The sequence below is a fragment of the Pseudoalteromonas arctica genome (genome assembly GCF_012927645.1).
Taxonomy (GTDB): Bacteria; Pseudomonadota; Gammaproteobacteria; order Enterobacterales; family Alteromonadaceae; genus Pseudoalteromonas; species Pseudoalteromonas arctica_A.
Genome location: NZ_JABBMT010000010.1, coordinates 11,645 through 30,419, shown reverse-complemented (window position 1 = coordinate 30,419; position 18,775 = coordinate 11,645). Strand labels below are relative to the sequence as shown.

The window sequence follows — 18,775 nt, the reverse complement described above, 5'->3', positions numbered from 1 at the left end:
CGTTGTGCACCTTTTTAACATTACCAATCTAAATAATGTGCCAGATCGTTATTAACTAAATAGTTCCAAAAACCTGGTGATAGGTCATTTCTAAAATCAATTGCTTCTTCTCTAATTTCACATATACCAGCATTTGTTAGTTCGTCGATTTTTCTGTAAGCCTCATCTCCACAATGAACTTCCCAAAGATTACTTCTACGAATGGTTTCTAAATAGTTGTTATTCTCATTTTGCCTAACGAGAAACAGTAAATTAACATTAGAATCCCAATGTTTGTAAGCACGACCGACGGCTATTAAACGAAGCGTGTTTCCCTTTTCGTTAGAGCTAAATCCACTCTTAAAGTCTATAATATGGTTTCGTCCATTTAGATTGAACATTTCATCTTCAACCATATTAATATCGCCCACAAGTTCAAAAACACTATCTACTTCATCAACGATATTGTTCTGATACGGATCACCTTGGGTATAATTAATTATGCGATCTCTGAAACTATTTCTTACCTCGTTGAAGCTTGGAGCTTCAATTCGGTATAGGTCGGGCAACTGAGAATGATCCCAAGCAGCTTTGCAAAAACGCTCCCACAACTCTCCATTACGTCGTGAAAATGCCATATATTCATATGGCCAAACGATATTTCGATATTCAAAGCTCATAACTGAATAACAGTATTGGAGAAGCATAAATAGCTTTGAGCGGTCTAGCTGTGGATACTTAACAACTAAAATATTGCCTAAGTCATTTTTCATACTTTCAACCGCTTGATTTATGAGCTTTGACTTTACAGTATGTAGGATCTGTCTAGATTGTATATCTCTAGTAATAGCAGCTAAATTTGAGTGGAAATAGGCGAAAATCTCTTGTTTCAACTGAGCGTAGGGCATCAAAAAAGTTCCTTAACTTCTATATTTAAAGCTGAGGCGATCTTGTGGATATTTATGAGGCTCACATTTCTTTCTCCACGCTCTACACTGCCTATATAAGTCCTATCCAAGTCACATAAGCTTGCAAGTTCTTCTTGTGTTAAGTTCTTCTTGTTTCGTAGCTTTCTGACGACTAAACCAAAACGAACTTGATAATCATTCTTTTTCATAACAACCAATTAGGCCTATAAGATGACAATAAGTCTACCGACTATAAGTAGCATTGATGGGCGGGATTGAGGAAGAAGATATGATTAAGAGGTTAAAAAGGTAATAAAAAAGACAAGCTTTAAATAATGGCTCTTAATAAATCAGAGAAGATTTTTTTGAATGTTGTTGAGTTGATTCTCAAAGGTTAGCACACTTACTAAGCACGAGTAAAAACGCAACAATATGACAACCCATAGTAAGAACAATATACGCGATTAATCAAGCGGCAAAAAATTAGTGTGCATAAATATAGTAAGGTCTCGTATTTGCGTGTTGATACTAGTTTATCAACAGCCACTTTTCATGTTAATCCGCCTACCAGCTCGTATGCTTTTAGTTGGGTTTCGTTGCCCTCAATCCAACCTACCTACAACCAAGGGTAAAATTTAACGCCGAGCTGCTCTGGTTTTTCCTAGAACCTTTTGCCTAGCCCCTGTAACCTTTTTCTTCAGCAACTCAACAATTTTTGGGTGACTTTTGATTGTGGATCTTGAAAAATATCTTCGGTTTTGCCGTATTCAACGATTTCACCGTGGTCGAGTACCACTAGTTGGTCGCTAATGTGGCGTACTAGGCTAAGGTGATGCGTGATCAAGATATAGCTTAGGCCGGTGTCTTGTTGTAGCTTTAGTAATAGGTTCACTGTTTGTGCGCGTACAGAAGGGTCTAGTGATGACAGTGCTTCATCAAGTACTACAACCTTTGGATCGAGTATTAATGCGCGGGCGAGGGCGACGCGCTGTAATTGACCGCCACTGAACATGTGTGGGTAATAATGTTGATGGTCGTTGAGTAAACCAACCTTAGATAAGGTTACAGTGATTTTTTCGCCACGGGTTTGTTTATCTAATGACGTATTATATTGCAGGCAATCGTCGAGCATATCGCCGATCGTTAAACCTGGGTTTAGCGAGGCTTCTGAGTCTTGGAAGATCATTCGAATATGGCGGCATTGCTGATCGCGAACGCCTTTGTTTTCGATAATGTTGCCATCGAGTAGAATTTGCCCTGCATCTGCGCTGTCTGCGCCAGCTAGTAATTTTGCGAGGGTACTTTTACCTGAGCCAGTTTCACCGATAATAGCCAGTGTTTCACTTTGCTCTAAGCAAAACGAAATGTTTTTTAATACTTCAAAACGCTTACGTGAAAATATCCCTGCACGAAGGTTAAAGCTTTTTGATAAGGCTTGTACTTTCAATAGAGGTTGCATTATTTCATTGCCTTAATTAAAGGGAAATGACACGCATAACTGTGACCATGCTGTTTAGTTAACTTTGGGGTGACCACGCAGGCTCTTTGTGCTTGTGGGCAGCGAGGGCCAAGACGACACCCAATTGGCAAATGCTGCAACGTTGGGATGGTGCCTTTAAGTGCATAAAAAGGTTCCTTATGGGCAAGCCCTTGCTCATAATCGGGTAAGCTTTTTAATAATGCTTGCGTATAAGGGTGGCGAGGTTGCGCGAAAATATGCTGAGTTGGACCGGCTTCAACCATCTGTCCGCAGTATAGTACGTGCATACCATGTGACCAGTTGACTATTTCTTCTAGTTCATGGGAGATCATTAAAATCGACATATTTTTAAGCTGGTTTAAGCTTTTTAATAATCTAAATACTTGTGCTCGGGTGGTACTTTCAAGTGCTGTAGTCGGTTCATCTGCAATGAGTAACTTAGGAGTACGCGCAATCGCCATGGCGATCATTACTTTTTGACACACACCTTCTGAGAGCTCATGCGGGTAACTAGTCATTACTTTTTCGTGATCTTTAATACCTACTTTATGGATCAAGGCTTTTACACGGTCTTTGCGTTCGCGGTTTCGTTTTAAGAAAAAGCCTGAGTTGGCCATTTCAGGTAAAGTTTCGGCGATTTGCTCAAATATTTTTGCTGTGGGGTCAAGGCAACGACTCGGATCTTGATAAATCATGGCGATGTCGCTGCCAACAATTTTACGTCGTTGTTCATTTGATAAACGCATTAAATCTACACCACGCCAATGCATACGATCAGCGGTAATGTGCCAGCGTTTATTTAATACACCCACAATCGCTTTGGCGATTAAGCTTTTACCTGAGCCAGATTCGCCCACTAATGCATGTACTTCACCTTCTTTGAGACTGAGATTTACTCGGTCAACTACACGAATAACGGAATCTGTGCTGCGCAGCTCTATGGTTAAGTTTCGTATATCTAGTAATTGCATCAGTCAGCCTTACGTGCTTTGAGCACTTGGCGAAGCCCGTCGCCAACTAAATTGGTCGACAGCACAGCTAAAAAGAGTAACACCCCAGGCAAGCCAACAGTCCACGGAGCTAAATAAATTAAACCTAGGTTTTCAGCCAAAATAGCTCCCCATTCAGTGGTAGGTGGCTGCGCGCCGAGCTTTAAAAAGCCTAATGCTGAAATATCAAGAATAGCGGTAGATAGCGCCATAGTAAAAATAACCACAATATGCTCATAAATATTGGGGAAAATCCCACGGGAGAGAATATGCCAATTTGATGCGCCATCGAGTTTAAATGCGGTGATGTAGTCTTTATTTAGCTCAGTAACAATAAGGTTGCGCACGGAATGAATAAATTGTGGCAGCAGTGCTAAAATAATCGCCCAAACGGTATTAATAAGGCCAGGGCCTAATATCGCAATAATAATAATCGCTAATAATAAAGACGGTATCGATAAGGTTATATCAAGTAGGTGATTTAAAAAGCTTGAGCGCATGCCGCGGCTAATGCCGGCAAATGTTCCAATTAATACCCCGATGATAGTGGTGATAAGTGCGGCGATAACAGATAAACCAAAAGTATAGGTTGCGCCATTCATAAGCCGCGAGAGGATATCTCGGCCTAGATCATCGGTGCCGAGTATAAAGCGTACATCGCCCATTTCATGCCATGAAGGCGGGATAAGTAAGGCATCACTGTGTTGCTGATTTACTCCATAAGGCGCAATCAGTGGCGCGGCAGCGGCTAAAATTGCAAAGGCGATAAAAATCCATAACCCCACTAAGGCCGGGTGATTGGATTTAAATTTGCGCCAAAACCGCGCTAATGGCGATTTATTTGACTCTTCTGAAAATAAATTAAACTTTGCCATGCGCTTGATTCCGTGACAGCGGGTCGAACAAGGTATAGGTTAATTCTGCAATAATTGTTGCCAGAATAACAAACATCGATACCGCTAATAAACCACCTTGAATGGCAGGGTAATCTCGTTGATAAATACTATCAATTAACCAACGGCCAACACCGGGCCATGAAAAAATCACCTCGGTGATCATCGCCAAAGTGATCAAGGTACTAAACTGCAAACCAATTTGCTTTATAACCGGTAGTAAGGCATTGCGTAAGGCGTGATGAATAATCAATTGGGCACGGTTTAAACCTTTGGCTCGGGCGGTTTTAATAAAACTTTGCTCAAGCACATGCAACATTGACTCCCGTGTAAAGCGTACTAATACTGTGGTTGGGTACATTGCTAGAACAATGGTCGGCAGGGTTAAATGATGCAGTGCATCCAGCATTGCTATGCCAGAATAGGGAAAGCCCGCTAATGCTATATCAATCAGAATAAAGCCAGTTTGGGAGGGGATCTCGTACAGTAAGCCCATTCGCCCTGACATCGGGAACCAACCTAGTTGTAATGAGAACACCATGATCAGCAGCAAAGCCAACCAAAATACGGGTATTGAGTAGCCCACTAATGTTGTGGAGTTAACCAGTTTATCGGGCCAACGCTTATGGTAGGCCGCCGCTAAGATACCAGCCGGAACACCCACCACAACAGAAATAATTAACGCATAAATACTTAGCTCTAAGGTGGCTGGGAATAACTCGATAATATGAGTAAACACACTGTCGCCGGAAGCGAACGAGACCCCCCAGTCGCCTTGCACAATACGTGCAATAAAAGCAAAGTATTGCATTAAGTAATTATCGTTAAAGTGATATTTGTCTTGTAGTTCAGTGGTTTGTGAAAAATTGGTATTACTGATACCACTTAAATTACTAAGCGGATCGCCGGGAAATAAATAACTGAGTGAAAATGTAAATACACTCAAGGTAAACATCATAAATAATAGTAAGCCTAAGCGGCGCAAAATATAATTCAGCACCATTATTTCTTCCTCGCATTGGCTAAGGAGATTGCGCCAAATGGGCCAAGTGGAATACCTTCTACATCGGCACTACTTGCTTGAAAACGCATACCGTGGGCTAGTGGTAATAAAGGCAGTTCACGTACTATCATCGCTTGTGCTTGTTGATAATAGGCTTTTCGTTTGGCTAAATCGGTGGTGTCTAGCGCTTGTGTCAATAGTAAGTCAAACTCAGGAACACACCAATTCGCAGGGTTTTTACCACTCAATGCCGCTGTGCAACTAAGTAGCGGGCTAAAAAAGTTATCAGGATCCGGTGTATCTGCAGCCCAACCTAATAACACGCTGTCATGGCGGTGTTCACCTATGCGTTGAATAAAGGTGTTCCACTCATACTCAACAATACTGACGTTTACGCCAATTTTACGTAAATCGCTTTGCATTAACTCGGCCATTTTCCGGGCGTTAGGATTGTAAATTCGGCTCACCGGCATAGCCCAAATGGTCATATCAAAGCCATTTGGAAGGCCAGCCTCAACCAGCAGCCTTTTAGCTAGATCAGGGTTAAAGCCGGGTAGCTTAGCTTGTGGTTGATATGCCCATGATGTTGGCGGTACTAACGATTGCGCACGAATACCGTTGCCGTAATAAACTGCTTGCATGATTTTTTCAACGTCAATGGCATGGGCCAGTGCTTGGCGTACTCTTAAATCGTCAAATGGTGGGCGCTGCGTATTAAACGCCCAATAACCTACGTTAAGGTTGGTTTCTTTTTGTACAGTAATGTCGTCGCGTTGGGCTAAAATACTTAATTGCGCGCTACTTGGATGTGCGGTTACATCGCACTCTTTGGTGAGCATTTTTGCAATTCGGGTGGTGCCATTTGGGGTGATGTCGTAAACCAACTGCTCCAGCACTACGTGGTGTTTCCAATAGTCAGGGTTACGATAATAGCGCACTAAGTGATCGCGCCGATACTCTTTATAAATATAGGGGCCAGTTCCAACAGGGTATTGGTCAAACAGATTAACTTGGTCGTGCTGTTTTAATTGCATGGCATATTCGCGAGACAGAACCACTGCAAAATCAGTTGCCATATTGGCTAAAAAGCTGCTTTCGGCATTAAATAGTTCAAAGCGCACTTGGTAGTCAGACACGCGAACAATTTGCCGTATCAGCTGGTCAATGCCAACACTTTGAAAGTAAGGGTAGTTAGCATCCCCAACAAAGTGATAAGGATTATATCCATCAAATAAACGGCTAAAGGTAAAGATTACATCATCAGCGTTAAACTCTCTGCTCGGGGTAAAGTATGCAGTAGTATGAAACTTTACTCCTTTACGCAAGGTAAAGGTAACTGACTTGCCGTCTTTACTTATTTTCCAGTCAGTAGCCAGTTCACTTTTAAATTCAGCGGTCACGGGATCGATACTGATCAAACGGTCATACAATTGATTTGCAATAATATCGATCGTCGAACCTGTGGTCGTCACTTGGGGATTGAACGACACAGGGTTGGCCTCAGCGCAATAAACTAAGCCCTGATTCTTTTCTTCTAGCGTTTTTTCTTTGGTATCTAAGCAACCCGTTAGGCATACCGTTAAGATACCAAGTAATAATTTATACACTCGTTTAGCCTCTGACTATTATTGTTGATCTAACAAGTTGTATTTTTTCAAATAGCCTCGTAGTTGATGATACGTCAAACCAAGTACTTCTGCAGTTTTCTTTTGATTAAATTGGCTATATTCAAGCGCTTTTTTTATTAAATCAATTTCAAATTCATTTGAGAGGTCTTTTAAGCTACATGGAAACTGGAATTGCGGGGTATTTATTGCAACTACTGGTTCATTGGTTACAACTGCAACAGGAGCAGCTTCCATAAGCTTTGTTGGTAGTTTTTTAATTCGCTGTTTTGGTCTAAAGCGGCTTTCAAATGGGTCTAAAATAATCTGGTGAACGGGAATGTGTTCACTGCCATGGCGATATAAACTACGCTCCACTACATTTTTAAGCTCACGAATATTACCCGGCCAGTCATACCCTTGCAGTATTTCCACGGCGCTGCGGGTAAAACCACTGAATAGTTGCCAATCTAAATCACGGGCCATATTCATTGCAAATTGCTCAGCGAGTAACATTATGTCGTCGGTACGTTCACGCAGTGGTGGTAAGGTGATTACATCAAAAGCAAGACGATCAAGTAAGTCGCTTCTAAATTCACCTTGTTCGGCTAAATAAGGCAGATCTTCATTGGTTGCGCAAACTAAGCGAGTATCGACTTTGACGGTTTGTTTACCACCAACACGTTCAAACTCGCCGTACTCAATTACCCGTAATAGTTTTTCTTGCACCATGGCAGAGGTATTTGCTAATTCGTCTAAAAATAGCGTACCAGCATTGGCACGTTCAAACCGTCCTTCGTGGCGTTTACTTGCGCCAGTAAAGGCACCACTTTCATGGCCAAACAATTCGCTTTCAAGCAAATTTTCGTTCAGTGCCGCGCAGTTGAGCTTAATGTAGCTTTGCTCCCAGCGCTTTGATAAAAAGTGCAAACGGGCGGCGATCAGTTCTTTACCTGTGCCACGTTCACCAATAATCAGTACGGGTTTATCTAAATTTGCCAGTTGTGAAACTTGATCAAGTACCGCTAAAAAACTGTCTGATTGGCCGAGTAAATTATCTTGTTGGCGAAATTGACTCATATTCCCTAACTCTTAGTCATTTTTACTAACAGTTAGTGTATTTCATAATCAAGGAGAACTAAAGGAATTTGTATTTTTAGTTTAACATTATGAAAATATTACTGTATTTTATGTTTTATAAAGTTGGCAAGCATATTGTAGCAGTAACAGCAGACCAATTAAGTTAAACACTACAGAGGTAAATGTTATGGGAATTTTTTCGCGTTTTGCAGATATTGTTAATTCTAATATCAATGCCATTTTAGATAAAGCAGAAGATCCTGAAAAAATGGTACGTCTGATCATCCAAGAGATGGAAGACACGTTAGTTGAAGTACGTTCAACCTCTGCAAAAACATTAGCAGAGAAAAAAGAATTAGTACGTCGTGTAGATACATTAAAAGAACAAGTCGCTCAATGGCAAGATAAAGCCGAGCTTGCATTGAGCAAAGATCGTGATGATCTAGCCCGTGCAGCGTTACTTGAGAAGCAAAAGTCAGCAGACGCTGTAGCTGCCGTTGAAGATGAACTTAGTCACATAGAGTCTCACATCGAGAAACTGCAACAAGAAGTAAGCACGTTACAAGACAAGTTAGCGGATGCAAAAGCACGTCAAAAAGCGATTATCTTACGTCAACGTTCAGCTGAGTCGCGCCTAGAGGTGAAAAAAGCACTCGACAGCTCTAAAGTTGAAGATGCATTAAATCGCTTTGAGCGCTACGAAACTAAGATTGATGGACTAGAATCACAAGTAGAATCGTACGACTTAGGTAAAAAGTCATTAGCTGATGAAATTGCTGAACTTCAGCAAGATGAAAAGATTGATGACGAATTAGCGGCTCTTAAAAAGAAGCTGGCTGAAAAATAATAATAAAAGGGGGCTTAGCCCCCAGTGCTTAAACAAATAACGGATTGATAGGAGAATATCATGTTCGATGCAGAAGTTTTAATGCCACCAATCATAATTTTTATGGTTATTGTAGCTCCGCTTTGGCTTATTCTACATTACCGTAGTAAAAAGCAAATTAGTCAGGGGTTGAGCGAGCATGAACATCGCCAACTTGTTGAGCTTGCACACAAAGCTGAAAAAATGGCGGAACGAGTTGAAACATTAGAAGCCTTACTTGATCAAGAGGCCCCACAGTGGAGACGTAAGGTATGAACACTAAACGTGAACTGTTAAGAGACCCCGTACGCGGTAAAATAGCCGGTGTATGCGCAGGGCTCAGTGATTATTTTAATATGGAATTGTGGTTGGTACGTATTATCGTAGTAACGGCAGTGTTACTAGCGGGTGGTCCGTTGTTTGTTGTGGCTTACATCGCAGCGTGGTTTATTTTAGATAAAAAACCAGCCAATGCACAAAGCAAAACTGATGCGCCAAAACACGAAGATCCCCTTGAAGTAAAATTTAAAGTATGGCAAAAAGGTGAGCCACCGCGTCGTGCTTTACAAGATTTAAAAGACCGTTTAGGACGTGTTGATACGCGTTTACAAGAAATGGAACGTTATGTTACTTCAAGCGAATTTACGGTTAGCCGTGAAATCAATAAGCTATAAAGGATTTAATAGCACTTTAGACTAAGTAATTATGTAGCTGAAGTGCTAGCTCATTATGATAACCACTTCATCTGCAAAAAACGCCTTTAATAAATTCAAAGGTAAGGCTGAAAAAGCCGTACACCGTAGCTTAGATCAACATGTAAAATTAGCGGTAACTGGCCTCAGTGGCAGTGGTAAAACCGCTTTTATTACCGCGTTAGTAAAGCATTTAACCAGCCAAGCGACGGATAAAAACTTACCGTTTTTTGATGTTATGCAGCAACAGCGCCATATCGCCACAAAAATAGTACCGCAACAAGCGCTGACCATTCCTACATTCGATTACCCTAAAGCCCTAAGTGCTTTATTGCCGTTAGAAGGCCAACCACACTGGCCTGCCTCAACAGAACGTATAAACACCTTGCGCCTTGCTATTAAATACCGCAGTAACGCAGGCTTACGTGGTCACTTTGCACCGCAATCAACCTTGTATTTAGACATTATTGATTACCCCGGTGAGTGGCTGCTTGATTTACCTATGCTAGAGCAAAGCTATCAACAGTGGAGTGAGCAGCAATATGCATTACTACAATGCTCGCCTCGGGTTGAAAAGTCACAGCCATTTTTAACTGCACTGAGCGAGCTTGATTTAACTGCACCGGTAGATGAAAATGCACTAAGCGCGATTGCTACGCACTACCAAACACTGTTAGTGAGTCTTAAACAAGACACTAAATTGGCGATGCTACAACCTGGACGCATGCTGATGCCTGGTGAATTACAAGGTGCACCGTTATTATTGTTTTTTCCAGTTGCGCAAGCTAATGATAAGGTGGTTGCAGGGTCTAACTTGGCACACTTGCAAAAACGCTTTTATGCCTATGTTAAAGAAGTGGTTAAGCCATTTTATACGCAACACTTTCGCAACTTTGATCGGCAAATAGTGCTTGTTGATGTGCTCAGTGCGCTCAATGAAGGGCCTGAGACGTTGCAAGAACAAGGGGATGTGATCAAACAATTACTCGTGCATTTTAACTATGGAGAAACAGGCTTCTTGAAACGCTTGTTTAAACCTAATATCGATAAACTATTGTTTGCTGCGAATAAATCAGATCATATTAGTAGTGCACACCATAAAGATTTAGCGTTGTTGTTGGACTCCTTAGTACACGAGCAAAGTAATCACTTAAAATTTGATGGCGTTAAAATAGAAACTATGGCGATGTCATCTATAATGGCAACCATGCCAAAACAAGTGGTTGAGCAAGGTAAAACGCTCAATTGTATTTATGGTAAGCCGTTATCAGAGTCACAGTGGTTGACCTACTTACCACCGCAGCCACCGATGCGCATGCTTAATAAAGATGAGTGGCCAAGCCATGGTTTTGAGTTTTTATCGTTTGCACCAATGCCAAGTCCAGACAAGCAACTAAAACACATTCGTTTAGATCATGTCATGCAGTACCTTTTAGGAGATAAACTAACATGAACGAGACTGCATCAGGCTTTCAAGCCGGCAGACGTATTGATACTGCTGAGCAGCCAATAGACAATGAACTTACCTTGATCCCAGCGAAAGTGATCGATCAAGGCGAGTATGAATATGAGCAAGTTATTGATGAGCCCCAAGATGAAGAGATTGATTTAACACCTATTTATAAAAAATCAAAATGGCAAACCCTTAAAGGCGTGTTTGCGGTTAGTTTTGTAACTTTAGTGTTAGCTGAATTTATATTTTCTATGGTTGTGACATTTCAGCAATCCATCATCTTAGGCAGCGTATATTTAATTGCAGTGCTCAGTGGCGTGTTGTTATTGGGGCGCTTGTTATGGCGCGAATATAGAATGTTGCGCAGTTTAAAGCGCAACCAACTACATCGCCATGAGGCAGATCGCTTGCTCAATAGTGAGCAGGTTGGCGGCGCGTTACCTTGGCTTGAAAAACTTAATAAGCATCAACAGTTAACGGGGTTTGATGCATTTAAAGCAAGTATTGATAATCACCATAGTGATAAAGAGATCATGACCTTATACGCCAATAGTTTGTTAGTGAAGCAAGATGTTCAAGCCAAAAAACTGATCAACCGTTTTGCCACTGAATCAGGCTTGTTAGTCGCGCTAAGCCCATTAGCGCTGGTGGATATGATGGTAGTGCTTTGGCGCGGTACTAAATTGATTGAGCAAATAGGCAAAATTTACGGCATAGGTTTTGGTTATGCTAGCCGGATCAAGCTCTATCGGATGTTGATCAAGCAAGTGATGTTTGTTGGCAGTGCTGAGTTAGTATCTGATTTAGCGGCAACAGCACTCAGTGCTGAATTACTAGGAAAATTATCAGGACGTGCAGCACAAGGTTTAAGCGCGGGTATATTTACCGCACGCATTGGCTATAAAGCGATGGAACTAAGCCGTCCTTTACCACGACTGGAGCATAAGCGTAGCTTGCTTAAAGGTACTGCGCAATTGATTGCCAATAAAATTATGAGCCGCAAAGCTTCGCCGTCAGGAGCAGGCACTAAAGAAGCGAGCTGACAATAAATCTGTACAGTGGTGAACAGCCACTGTACTAACTACACCCAAATATATAGCCATCTGAGCATCTGGCATGCTTGTGCTTTATCCTGCGATACGTTTTGATTATGGGATCAATAATAATCAAAAAAGATCAGATAATGAACAAACTCCACATCGACAGCCAATGTATCCATGGGCCTGAAAAAGCCAATGATCCGCATGGTGCACTTACAGCTCCTTTATACCAAACTTCAACGTTTCATTTTAGTAGTGCCGCGCAAGGTGCAGCACGTTTTGCAGGTGAAGAACCTGGCTATATTTATACCCGTTTAGGTAACCCGACGACGACAGAGCTTGAACAAAAAGTCGCACAACTTGAAAGTTGTGAAGCCGCTGCGGCCACCGCAACGGGAATGGGCGCTGTATCAGCATCGGTATTAAGTTTTCTATCGCAAGGCGATCACTTAGTCGCATCAAGCGCTTTATACGGTTGTACGTTTGCGTTTTTCGCGCATATGTTACCGCGCTGGGGGATTGAAGTAACGTTTGTAGATATGACCGATGAGCAGCAATTACACGATGCAATTAAATCGAATTCAAAAATGATTTTTGCCGAAACCCCAGTTAACCCAACTATGGCGGTAATTGACTTAGTGTTAATAGGGCAAGTGGCAAAACAGCACAATTTGATCAGTGTAATAGATAACACCTTTCTCACGCCGTTACTACAAAAGCCCATTGATTATGGCATTGATTTAATTGTTCACAGTGCCACTAAATATTTAAATGGTCACGGTGATGTTGTGGCAGGTTTAGTGTGTGGCAGCCAAGAGCATATTACATTAATTAAAATGACCGTACTTAAAGATATTGGCGCAACAATTAGTCCACACGATGCATGGCTTATTAACCGTGGTTTAAAAACCTTAGCGATAAGAATGCAGCGTCATTGTGAAAGTGCGCAAATTATTGCTGAATTTTTAGAGCAGCATCCCCAAGTTAATACCGTTTATTACCCTGGACTTGCATCTCACTCAGGGTTTAAGTTTATCGGTAAGCAAATGAAAGCCGCTGGTGGCGTGATTGCCTTTGAATTAAAAGGCAGCCTAAAAGATGGCGAGCAGTTCATTAATAGTACCCAGCTGTGCACGCTTGCTGTGAGTTTAGGTGATGCTGAAACACTTATTCAGCACCCAGCATCGATGACCCATTCACCGTATTCACCAGAAGAAAGAGCCGCAGCTGGTATCAGTGATGGTTTGATCCGATTATCGGTTGGTCTTGAAGATGTTAACGACATAATTAACGATCTTAACCATGCTTTTACTTGCGTTGGTTAGTTTGTAATTTTAAGTTTACATGCGTGTATGTTGCAGGCCTTTTAAAATGGAAGCTGTAAACTTTTGGGTTTAAAGGTGTAATTAAATATGTACAATGTTTGGGTCGGAGCCAATTACTGATATTGGCTCAGCTATTAAACTTTGTCTTACATTTGCTTAGTATCCCCTTAACACGTTGACACTGATACCGGTTTAACACCAAGAAGGTTATTATGGCTAAAGCAAGTAAATACACCTCCAAGACACCAGATGAAAATGGCGTGATCCATTGGAGCGAAGCAGAAAATAAAATATGGTCAGAACTAGTCGCACGGCAACTAAAATGCATTACAGGTACAGCTTGCAACGAATACATGGAAGGGCTTGAAAAAATAAACCTGCCTCATGACCGTATTCCGCAGTTAAGTGAGCTTAATGAAGTATTGCTAGCGACTACCGGCTGGCAAGTTACGCCTGTGCCAGCTTTAATCGACTTTGATGAATTCTTTCGTTTATTAGCGAATAAGCAATTTCCAGTAGCAACCTTTATTCGTAGCCGTGAAGAATTTGATTACCTGCAAGAGCCTGATATTTTTCATGAAATATTTGGTCATTGCGCAATGCTTACCAATCCTGATTTTGCCGAGTTTACACATAAATATGGTCAATTAGGTTACGCTGCGCAGAAGAAAGATCGTGTTTACTTAGCGCGTATGTATTGGTTTACAGTTGAGTTTGGTTTAATGCAAACAGATGAAGGCCTACGTATTTATGGCGGCGGTATTTTATCAAGCCCAGGAGAAACTCAGTATGTTTATTCAGGCACGCCTGAGATCAACCCGATGAATGTATTGGATGTATTACGCACGCCGTACCGAATTGATATTATGCAGCCTTTGTACTACACCATTAATTCAATCCATGATTTATTTGATATTTCACAGCTGGATATTATGGCGTTAGTTGAGCAAGCAAAAGAATTAGGGTTACATGACCCAAAGTTTCCTCCTAAAGAAAAATTAGCAAGTTAAGGATTTAAGATGTCATCATTAAGCACACAAAAATGTGAAGCCTGTCACGTAGACGCTCCACAAGTATCAGATACCGAGTTAGCTGAATTAATAAAAATGATCCCAGATTGGGTGCCTGAAGTACGCGACGGTATTATGCAATTAGAGCGTGTTTATAAATTTAAAAACTTTAAACAAGCCATCGCTTTTACTAATAAAGTAGGCGATATGGCCGAAGATGAAGGGCATCACCCAGGCTTATTAACAGAGTGGGGCAAAGTAACAGTAACATGGTGGAGCCATTCAATTAAAGGTTTACATAAAAATGATTTTATTTGCGCTGCCAAAACGGATGACGTTTTCGCTGCGCTATAATAAAACACAGCAATTGTTCTGCCCACAGAACATGAAAGGCGCTTAATTAAGCGCCTTTTTTATTGTTTTAAGCTTTGGTTATTATATTTTATATCGCAGCAAAGTTAACCCCTGGGGTGAAGTTTGCTACAATCGCTCGTCTTTACTCAAATTTTATAAGGTAGTCGCGGGTGGTTAACCTAGGTCAATTGTTTGGTGAACTCAAAACGTGTTTAAGAAAAGATCAATTCATCTTCAAAAAGCGCCTTCATGGCATAAAAAAAATAACCGATGAAACAAAACAAGCGGCCGTGGTTGAAAAAATCACTGCTGATATTGCACGTAGTCAACAATTGCGTGAGCTGCGTTTAGCTCAGCTACCAAAAGTAACTTATCCAGAGCAACTCCCGGTTAGTCAGAAAAAAGATGATATTAAAGAGGCCATTGCCAATAACCAAGTGGTGATCATTGCTGGTGAAACAGGCTCAGGTAAAACCACGCAAATTCCAAAAATGTGTTTAGAGCTTGGTCGCGGTGTTGATGGCTATATAGGTCATACTCAGCCAAGACGACTTGCAGCGCGCAGTGTAGCCGACCGGATTGCTCATGAAATGCAGTGTGAGCTTGGCCAGCAAGTGGGTTTTAAAATTCGTTTTAGCGATCAAGTATCAAATAACAGCTACATAAAGTTGATGACTGACGGTATTTTACTGGCGGAGATCCAACAAGATCGATTTTTAAACCAGTATGACACCATTATTATTGATGAAGCGCATGAGCGCAGTTTAAACATTGATTTTATTTTAGGTTATTTGAAGAACCTATTACCAAAGCGCCCAGATCTAAAAATAATTATTACTTCTGCGACCATTGATCCAGAGCGATTCTCAAAGCATTTTAATGATGCACCGATTATTGAAGTATCAGGGCGAACATTCCCCGTTGATGTACGTTATCGTCCTTTGGTTGAAATTGATAAAAATGATATAGAGGTTGAAAGCGACCAGCTACAAGGTATTTTTGATGCCATTGATGAGCTGTGTCAAGAAGGCCCAGGTGATATTTTAATCTTCTTAAATGGTGAGCGGGAAATACGCGATACCGCTGATGCCCTTAGTAAACGTAATTTAAAAGGGGTTGATGTTTTACCTTTGTATTCGCGCCTTTCTAACGCAGAACAAAACCGTATTTTTTCTCCCCATAGCCGCCGCCATATTATTTTATCTACCAACGTTGCAGAGACCTCACTTACCGTGCCGGGTATTCGATACGTTATTGATCCAGGTACTGCGCGCATTAGTCGTTATAGCTATCGTACTAAAGTGCAGCGCTTACCGATTGAGCCGATTTCTCAAGCCAGTGCTAACCAGCGTAAAGGCCGTTGTGGCCGTGTTGAAGCGGGTATTTGTATTCGTTTATATACTGAGGATGATTTTAATTCGCGCCCAGAGTTTACCGATCCAGAAATACTACGTACTAACTTAGCCTCAGTTAATTTAAAAATGCTCGGCTTAGGGTTGGGCGACATGGCGCAATTTCCGTTTGTACAAGCACCAGATAGCCGTAATATCAACGATGGCTTAACATTACTAGAGGAACTTGAAGCGGTAAAGCCTAGTCGTCATAATAGCAATACACAGCTTACTAAATCGGGTATTGAACTGAGCCGCTTACCGGTTGACCCGCGTTTAGCTAAAATGGTACTAACAGCACAAAAACTGGGTGCGCTGCGCGAAGTTATTATTATTGTGGCGGCGTTATCTATTCAAGATCCACGCGAGCGCCCACAAGAAAAACGCGCTGCAGCAAACGAAAAGCATGGCCGTTTTGACGATCCTGATTCAGATTTTATCGCCTTTTTAAATTTATGGAATTACTTAGAAGAGCAGCAAAGTGAGCTAAGTAACAGCCAATTTAGAAAGCTGTGCCAAAAGGATATGCTCGCCTATATGCGTATTCGAGAGTGGCAAGATATCGTTTACCAACTTAGTACTGTGTGCAATGAAATGGGCATGAAAGCGAGCAGCAATGTTGCTGATGGCGATAAGATCCATCAAGCGCTACTTAGTGGTATGCTTAGTCACATTGGTTTTAAAGATGAAAAGCAAGTATATAAAGGCGCGCGTAATAGTCAGTTTCATATCTTTCCAGGCTCTGGGTTATTTAAGAAAAGCCCAAAATGGTTGATGTCGGCAGAGTTGGTTGAAACCAGTAAATTATATGCACGTATTAATGCCAAAATTAATATCGATTGGGTTGAACCTCTCGCGCAACATTTAGTAAAACGCAGTTACAGTGAGCCGCATTGGGAGAAAAAGCCCGGCGCAGTGATCGCTTTCGAACAGCAGGTACTATACGGGCTGATCATAGTGTCAAAGCGTCGTTGTGTGTACTGTAACATTGATCCGAAAGTTAGCCGTCAGTTGTTTATTCGCAGCGCTTTAGTAGAACAAGATTTAGGTCAAAATGAAGGGTTTTTGCAGTTTAATCGCGAATTGATTGAAGATATTCAAACTCTAGAAAATAAAAGCCGCCGTCGTGATATTTTAGTTGATGAGCAAACCTTATATGAGTTTTACGATAAGAAAATTCCTGCTCAAATAAACAATCGTGCGGCATTTAATAAGTGGTATAAAACCCAAAAGCAGCAGGATAAACATTACTTGCAAATGACGCGTGATGATTTAATGCAGCACGGTGCTGACAGCGTTACTGAGTTTGATTATCCAGATGTATGGCAGCAAGGTAATTTAATGTTGCCGTTGAGCTATCATTTTGATCCTGGCCAAGCGGTCGATGGGGTTGCTGTACAAATTCCGGTGGCCTTACTAAACCAAGTGGAAGAGGCTGGCTTTGATTGGCATATTCCGGCATTTCGTCATGAGTTGATCACCAGTTTAATTAAATCTTTACCTAAATCACTACGTCGTAATTTTGTGCCTGCGCCAAATTACGCAGATGCGGTTCTTGCAGCAATCGAACCTATGCAAGGGAGTTTTATTGAAGCACTCAGTACGCGTTTATTACGTATGACAGGCGTAAAAGTTGCTCCAGAGGCATGGGATTTAACCACCCTTGCGACTCACTTACGACTGCTGTTTGAAGTGCGTGATGAAAAAGATAATGTACTTGCGCGAGGCATGGATTTAGCGAAACTCAAAGCACAATTACAGGGGAAAGTGACGCAAACGCTGTCTAAAGTGGCAGATAAAGGCATTGAAAAAGCTGACCTATTGCAATGGGATTTTGGCAAGTTACCGCTATCCTATGTGAAAAAACAAGGCCAGTATGAAATCAAAGCGTACCCAGCGTTGGTAGATAAAAAATCATCAGCGGCAGTGGAGCTATTTGATAACGAAGGTAAAGCGCAAACCGCCCATCAGCAGGGGTTACGCCGTTTGGTATTACTTAATGTGCCGTCGCCGATAAAATATTTGCAACAAAACTTACCCAATAAGGCTAAATTAGGTCTATATTTTAATCCGTTTGGTAAGGTTGCTGATTTAATTGATGACTGTATTGCCGCAGGCGTTGACAGTTTATTGGTAAAATTAGGTGATGTACGCACTGAACAAGCGTTTGAGCAAGTAAAAGAGCATGTTCGCGGTGAGCTCGGCGATGTGGTTGTTGCTATTGCAACCCAAGTTGAGCAAGTGTTGAGTATTGCGCACGCTTTACATAAAAAAATGAAAGGGCGAGTTGATTTAACCATGATCACCGCCCATGGTGATATTAAAAGCCAATTAGAATCTTTGATATTTAAAGGCTTTGTTTCAAGTCATGGCGCAGATAAACTTAGTGATTTAATTCGTTACTTAAAAGCCATAGAAAAACGCTTAGAAAAGTTGCCAGTTGATCCAAATCGTGACAGATTATGTGTACTTGAGTTAGACAAAGTTGCTCAAGAGTATCAAAAACAGCTGAAAAAAGTGCCGCCAGGAATGCCTGTATCACAACAGTTACAGGATATTTTTTGGATGCAACAAGAGCTTAGAGTATCCTTGTTTGCACAAACGTTAGGTACGCCGTATCCGATTTCAGCTAAGCGTGTATTTAATGCTCTGAAAGAAATTGATTGAGTTTGGTATTTGGTAGGCATTGAATACCTTGGAAGGAAATCT

Annotated in this window: 17 protein-coding genes; 9 read left to right on the top strand and 8 right to left on the bottom strand. The window is 41.4% G+C overall.

Annotated features, from left to right (window positions below; all coding sequences use genetic code 11):
- Positions 1–20: 20 nt before the first annotated feature.
- From HHO47_RS08590 to pspF, 8 genes are all read right to left on the bottom strand, one after another.
- Positions 21–752 carry a hypothetical protein gene (locus tag HHO47_RS08590; RefSeq protein ID WP_169019925.1) on the bottom strand — a complete coding sequence of 244 codons (732 nt, stop codon included), beginning with the start codon at positions 750–752 and terminating at the stop codon, positions 21–23.
- A 134-nt stretch (positions 753–886) separates the two neighbouring features.
- Positions 887–1,096 carry a helix-turn-helix domain-containing protein gene (locus tag HHO47_RS08585; RefSeq protein ID WP_169019924.1) on the bottom strand — a complete coding sequence of 70 codons (210 nt, stop codon included), beginning with the start codon at positions 1,094–1,096 and terminating at the stop codon, positions 887–889.
- Between the two features lie 488 nt (positions 1,097–1,584).
- The gene (locus HHO47_RS08580; RefSeq protein ID WP_169019923.1) at positions 1,585–2,346 is read right to left on the bottom strand and encodes an ATP-binding cassette domain-containing protein; all 762 of its coding nucleotides are present in this window, start codon (positions 2,344–2,346) and stop codon (positions 1,585–1,587) included.
- Entirely contained in the window at positions 2,346–3,338 is a 993-nt protein-coding gene (locus HHO47_RS08575; protein ID WP_169019922.1) for a peptide ABC transporter ATP-binding protein, read from the bottom strand. Before HHO47_RS08575 ends, HHO47_RS08580 begins: the two co-directional genes overlap by 1 nt.
- Positions 3,338–4,231 carry an ABC transporter permease subunit gene (locus HHO47_RS08570; protein WP_169019921.1) on the bottom strand — a complete coding sequence of 298 codons (894 nt, stop codon included), beginning with the start codon at positions 4,229–4,231 and terminating at the stop codon, positions 3,338–3,340. The genes HHO47_RS08575 and HHO47_RS08570 overlap by 1 nt, the downstream gene beginning before the upstream one ends.
- Positions 4,218–5,252 (bottom strand): ABC transporter permease, encoded by a 1,035-nt coding sequence (locus HHO47_RS08565; RefSeq protein WP_169019920.1) that lies wholly within the window; start codon positions 5,250–5,252, stop codon positions 4,218–4,220. Before HHO47_RS08565 ends, HHO47_RS08570 begins: the two co-directional genes overlap by 14 nt.
- Entirely contained in the window at positions 5,252–6,859 is a 1,608-nt protein-coding gene (locus HHO47_RS08560; RefSeq protein ID WP_169019919.1) for an ABC transporter substrate-binding protein, read from the bottom strand. The genes HHO47_RS08565 and HHO47_RS08560 overlap by 1 nt, the downstream gene beginning before the upstream one ends.
- Before the next feature lie 18 nt (positions 6,860–6,877).
- Positions 6,878–7,936 (bottom strand): phage shock protein operon transcriptional activator, encoded by a 1,059-nt coding sequence (gene pspF / locus HHO47_RS08555; RefSeq protein ID WP_169019918.1) that lies wholly within the window; start codon positions 7,934–7,936, stop codon positions 6,878–6,880.
- A gap of 187 nt (positions 7,937–8,123) precedes the next feature.
- Between pspF and pspA the strand changes: the two genes are divergently transcribed.
- The 9 genes from pspA (at position 8,124) to hrpA (ending at position 18,733) form a co-directional block, all read left to right on the top strand.
- On the top strand, positions 8,124–8,783 hold the full coding sequence (pspA, locus tag HHO47_RS08550; protein ID WP_169019917.1) for a phage shock protein PspA: 660 nt from the start codon (positions 8,124–8,126) through the stop codon (positions 8,781–8,783).
- A gap of 60 nt (positions 8,784–8,843) precedes the next feature.
- Entirely contained in the window at positions 8,844–9,077 is a 234-nt protein-coding gene (gene pspB, locus HHO47_RS08545; protein ID WP_169019916.1) for an envelope stress response membrane protein PspB, read from the top strand.
- Positions 9,074–9,475 carry an envelope stress response membrane protein PspC gene (pspC, locus tag HHO47_RS08540; protein WP_169019915.1) on the top strand — a complete coding sequence of 134 codons (402 nt, stop codon included), beginning with the start codon at positions 9,074–9,076 and terminating at the stop codon, positions 9,473–9,475. Before pspB ends, pspC begins: the two co-directional genes overlap by 4 nt.
- A gap of 58 nt (positions 9,476–9,533) precedes the next feature.
- Positions 9,534–10,946 (top strand): YcjX family protein, encoded by a 1,413-nt coding sequence (locus tag HHO47_RS08535; protein ID WP_432651932.1) that lies wholly within the window; start codon positions 9,534–9,536, stop codon positions 10,944–10,946.
- Positions 10,943–11,989, top strand: coding sequence for a TIGR01620 family protein (locus HHO47_RS08530; RefSeq protein ID WP_169019913.1), 1,047 nt, complete (start codon positions 10,943–10,945; stop codon positions 11,987–11,989). Before HHO47_RS08535 ends, HHO47_RS08530 begins: the two co-directional genes overlap by 4 nt.
- A 140-nt stretch (positions 11,990–12,129) precedes the next feature.
- On the top strand, positions 12,130–13,311 hold the full coding sequence (megL, locus tag HHO47_RS08525; protein ID WP_169019912.1) for a methionine gamma-lyase: 1,182 nt from the start codon (positions 12,130–12,132) through the stop codon (positions 13,309–13,311).
- Positions 13,312–13,523: 212 nt separating this feature from the next.
- Positions 13,524–14,321: a phenylalanine 4-monooxygenase gene (gene phhA / locus HHO47_RS08520; RefSeq protein ID WP_169019911.1), complete on the top strand. Its 798-nt coding sequence runs from the start codon at positions 13,524–13,526 to the stop codon at positions 14,319–14,321.
- Positions 14,322–14,330: 9 nt separating this feature from the next.
- Complete coding sequence (locus HHO47_RS08515) at positions 14,331–14,675, top strand: 4a-hydroxytetrahydrobiopterin dehydratase (RefSeq protein ID WP_169019910.1); 345 nt, start codon at positions 14,331–14,333, stop codon at positions 14,673–14,675.
- Positions 14,676–14,845: 170 nt separating this feature from the next.
- On the top strand, positions 14,846–18,733 hold the full coding sequence (gene hrpA / locus HHO47_RS08510; protein WP_169019909.1) for an ATP-dependent RNA helicase HrpA: 3,888 nt from the start codon (positions 14,846–14,848) through the stop codon (positions 18,731–18,733).
- The last annotated feature ends 42 nt before the right edge of the window (positions 18,734–18,775 follow it).

What these genes read in the sequence shown, in the direction of transcription:
- HHO47_RS08565 (WP_169019920.1), bottom strand. Translation starts at nt 5,252, where the DNA reads ATGGTGCTGAATTATATTTTGCGCCGCTTAGGCTTACTATTATTTATG.
- HHO47_RS08585 (WP_169019924.1), bottom strand. Translation starts at nt 1,096, where the DNA reads ATGAAAAAGAATGATTATCAAGTTCGTTTTGGTTTAGTCGTCAGAAAG.
- HHO47_RS08575 (WP_169019922.1), bottom strand. Translation starts at nt 3,338, where the DNA reads ATGCAATTACTAGATATACGAAACTTAACCATAGAGCTGCGCAGCACA.
- megL (WP_169019912.1), top strand. Translation starts at nt 12,130, where the DNA reads ATGAACAAACTCCACATCGACAGCCAATGTATCCATGGGCCTGAAAAA.
- pspC (WP_169019915.1), top strand. Translation starts at nt 9,074, where the DNA reads ATGAACACTAAACGTGAACTGTTAAGAGACCCCGTACGCGGTAAAATA.
- HHO47_RS08570 (WP_169019921.1), bottom strand. Translation starts at nt 4,231, where the DNA reads ATGGCAAAGTTTAATTTATTTTCAGAAGAGTCAAATAAATCGCCATTA.
- HHO47_RS08580 (WP_169019923.1), bottom strand. Translation starts at nt 2,346, where the DNA reads ATGCAACCTCTATTGAAAGTACAAGCCTTATCAAAAAGCTTTAACCTT.
- HHO47_RS08590 (WP_169019925.1), bottom strand. Translation starts at nt 752, where the DNA reads ATGAAAAATGACTTAGGCAATATTTTAGTTGTTAAGTATCCACAGCTA.
- pspB (WP_169019916.1), top strand. Translation starts at nt 8,844, where the DNA reads ATGTTCGATGCAGAAGTTTTAATGCCACCAATCATAATTTTTATGGTT.
- pspA (WP_169019917.1), top strand. Translation starts at nt 8,124, where the DNA reads ATGGGAATTTTTTCGCGTTTTGCAGATATTGTTAATTCTAATATCAAT.
- HHO47_RS08530 (WP_169019913.1), top strand. Translation starts at nt 10,943, where the DNA reads ATGAACGAGACTGCATCAGGCTTTCAAGCCGGCAGACGTATTGATACT.
- pspF (WP_169019918.1), bottom strand. Translation starts at nt 7,936, where the DNA reads ATGAGTCAATTTCGCCAACAAGATAATTTACTCGGCCAATCAGACAGT.
- HHO47_RS08515 (WP_169019910.1), top strand. Translation starts at nt 14,331, where the DNA reads ATGTCATCATTAAGCACACAAAAATGTGAAGCCTGTCACGTAGACGCT.
- phhA (WP_169019911.1), top strand. Translation starts at nt 13,524, where the DNA reads ATGGCTAAAGCAAGTAAATACACCTCCAAGACACCAGATGAAAATGGC.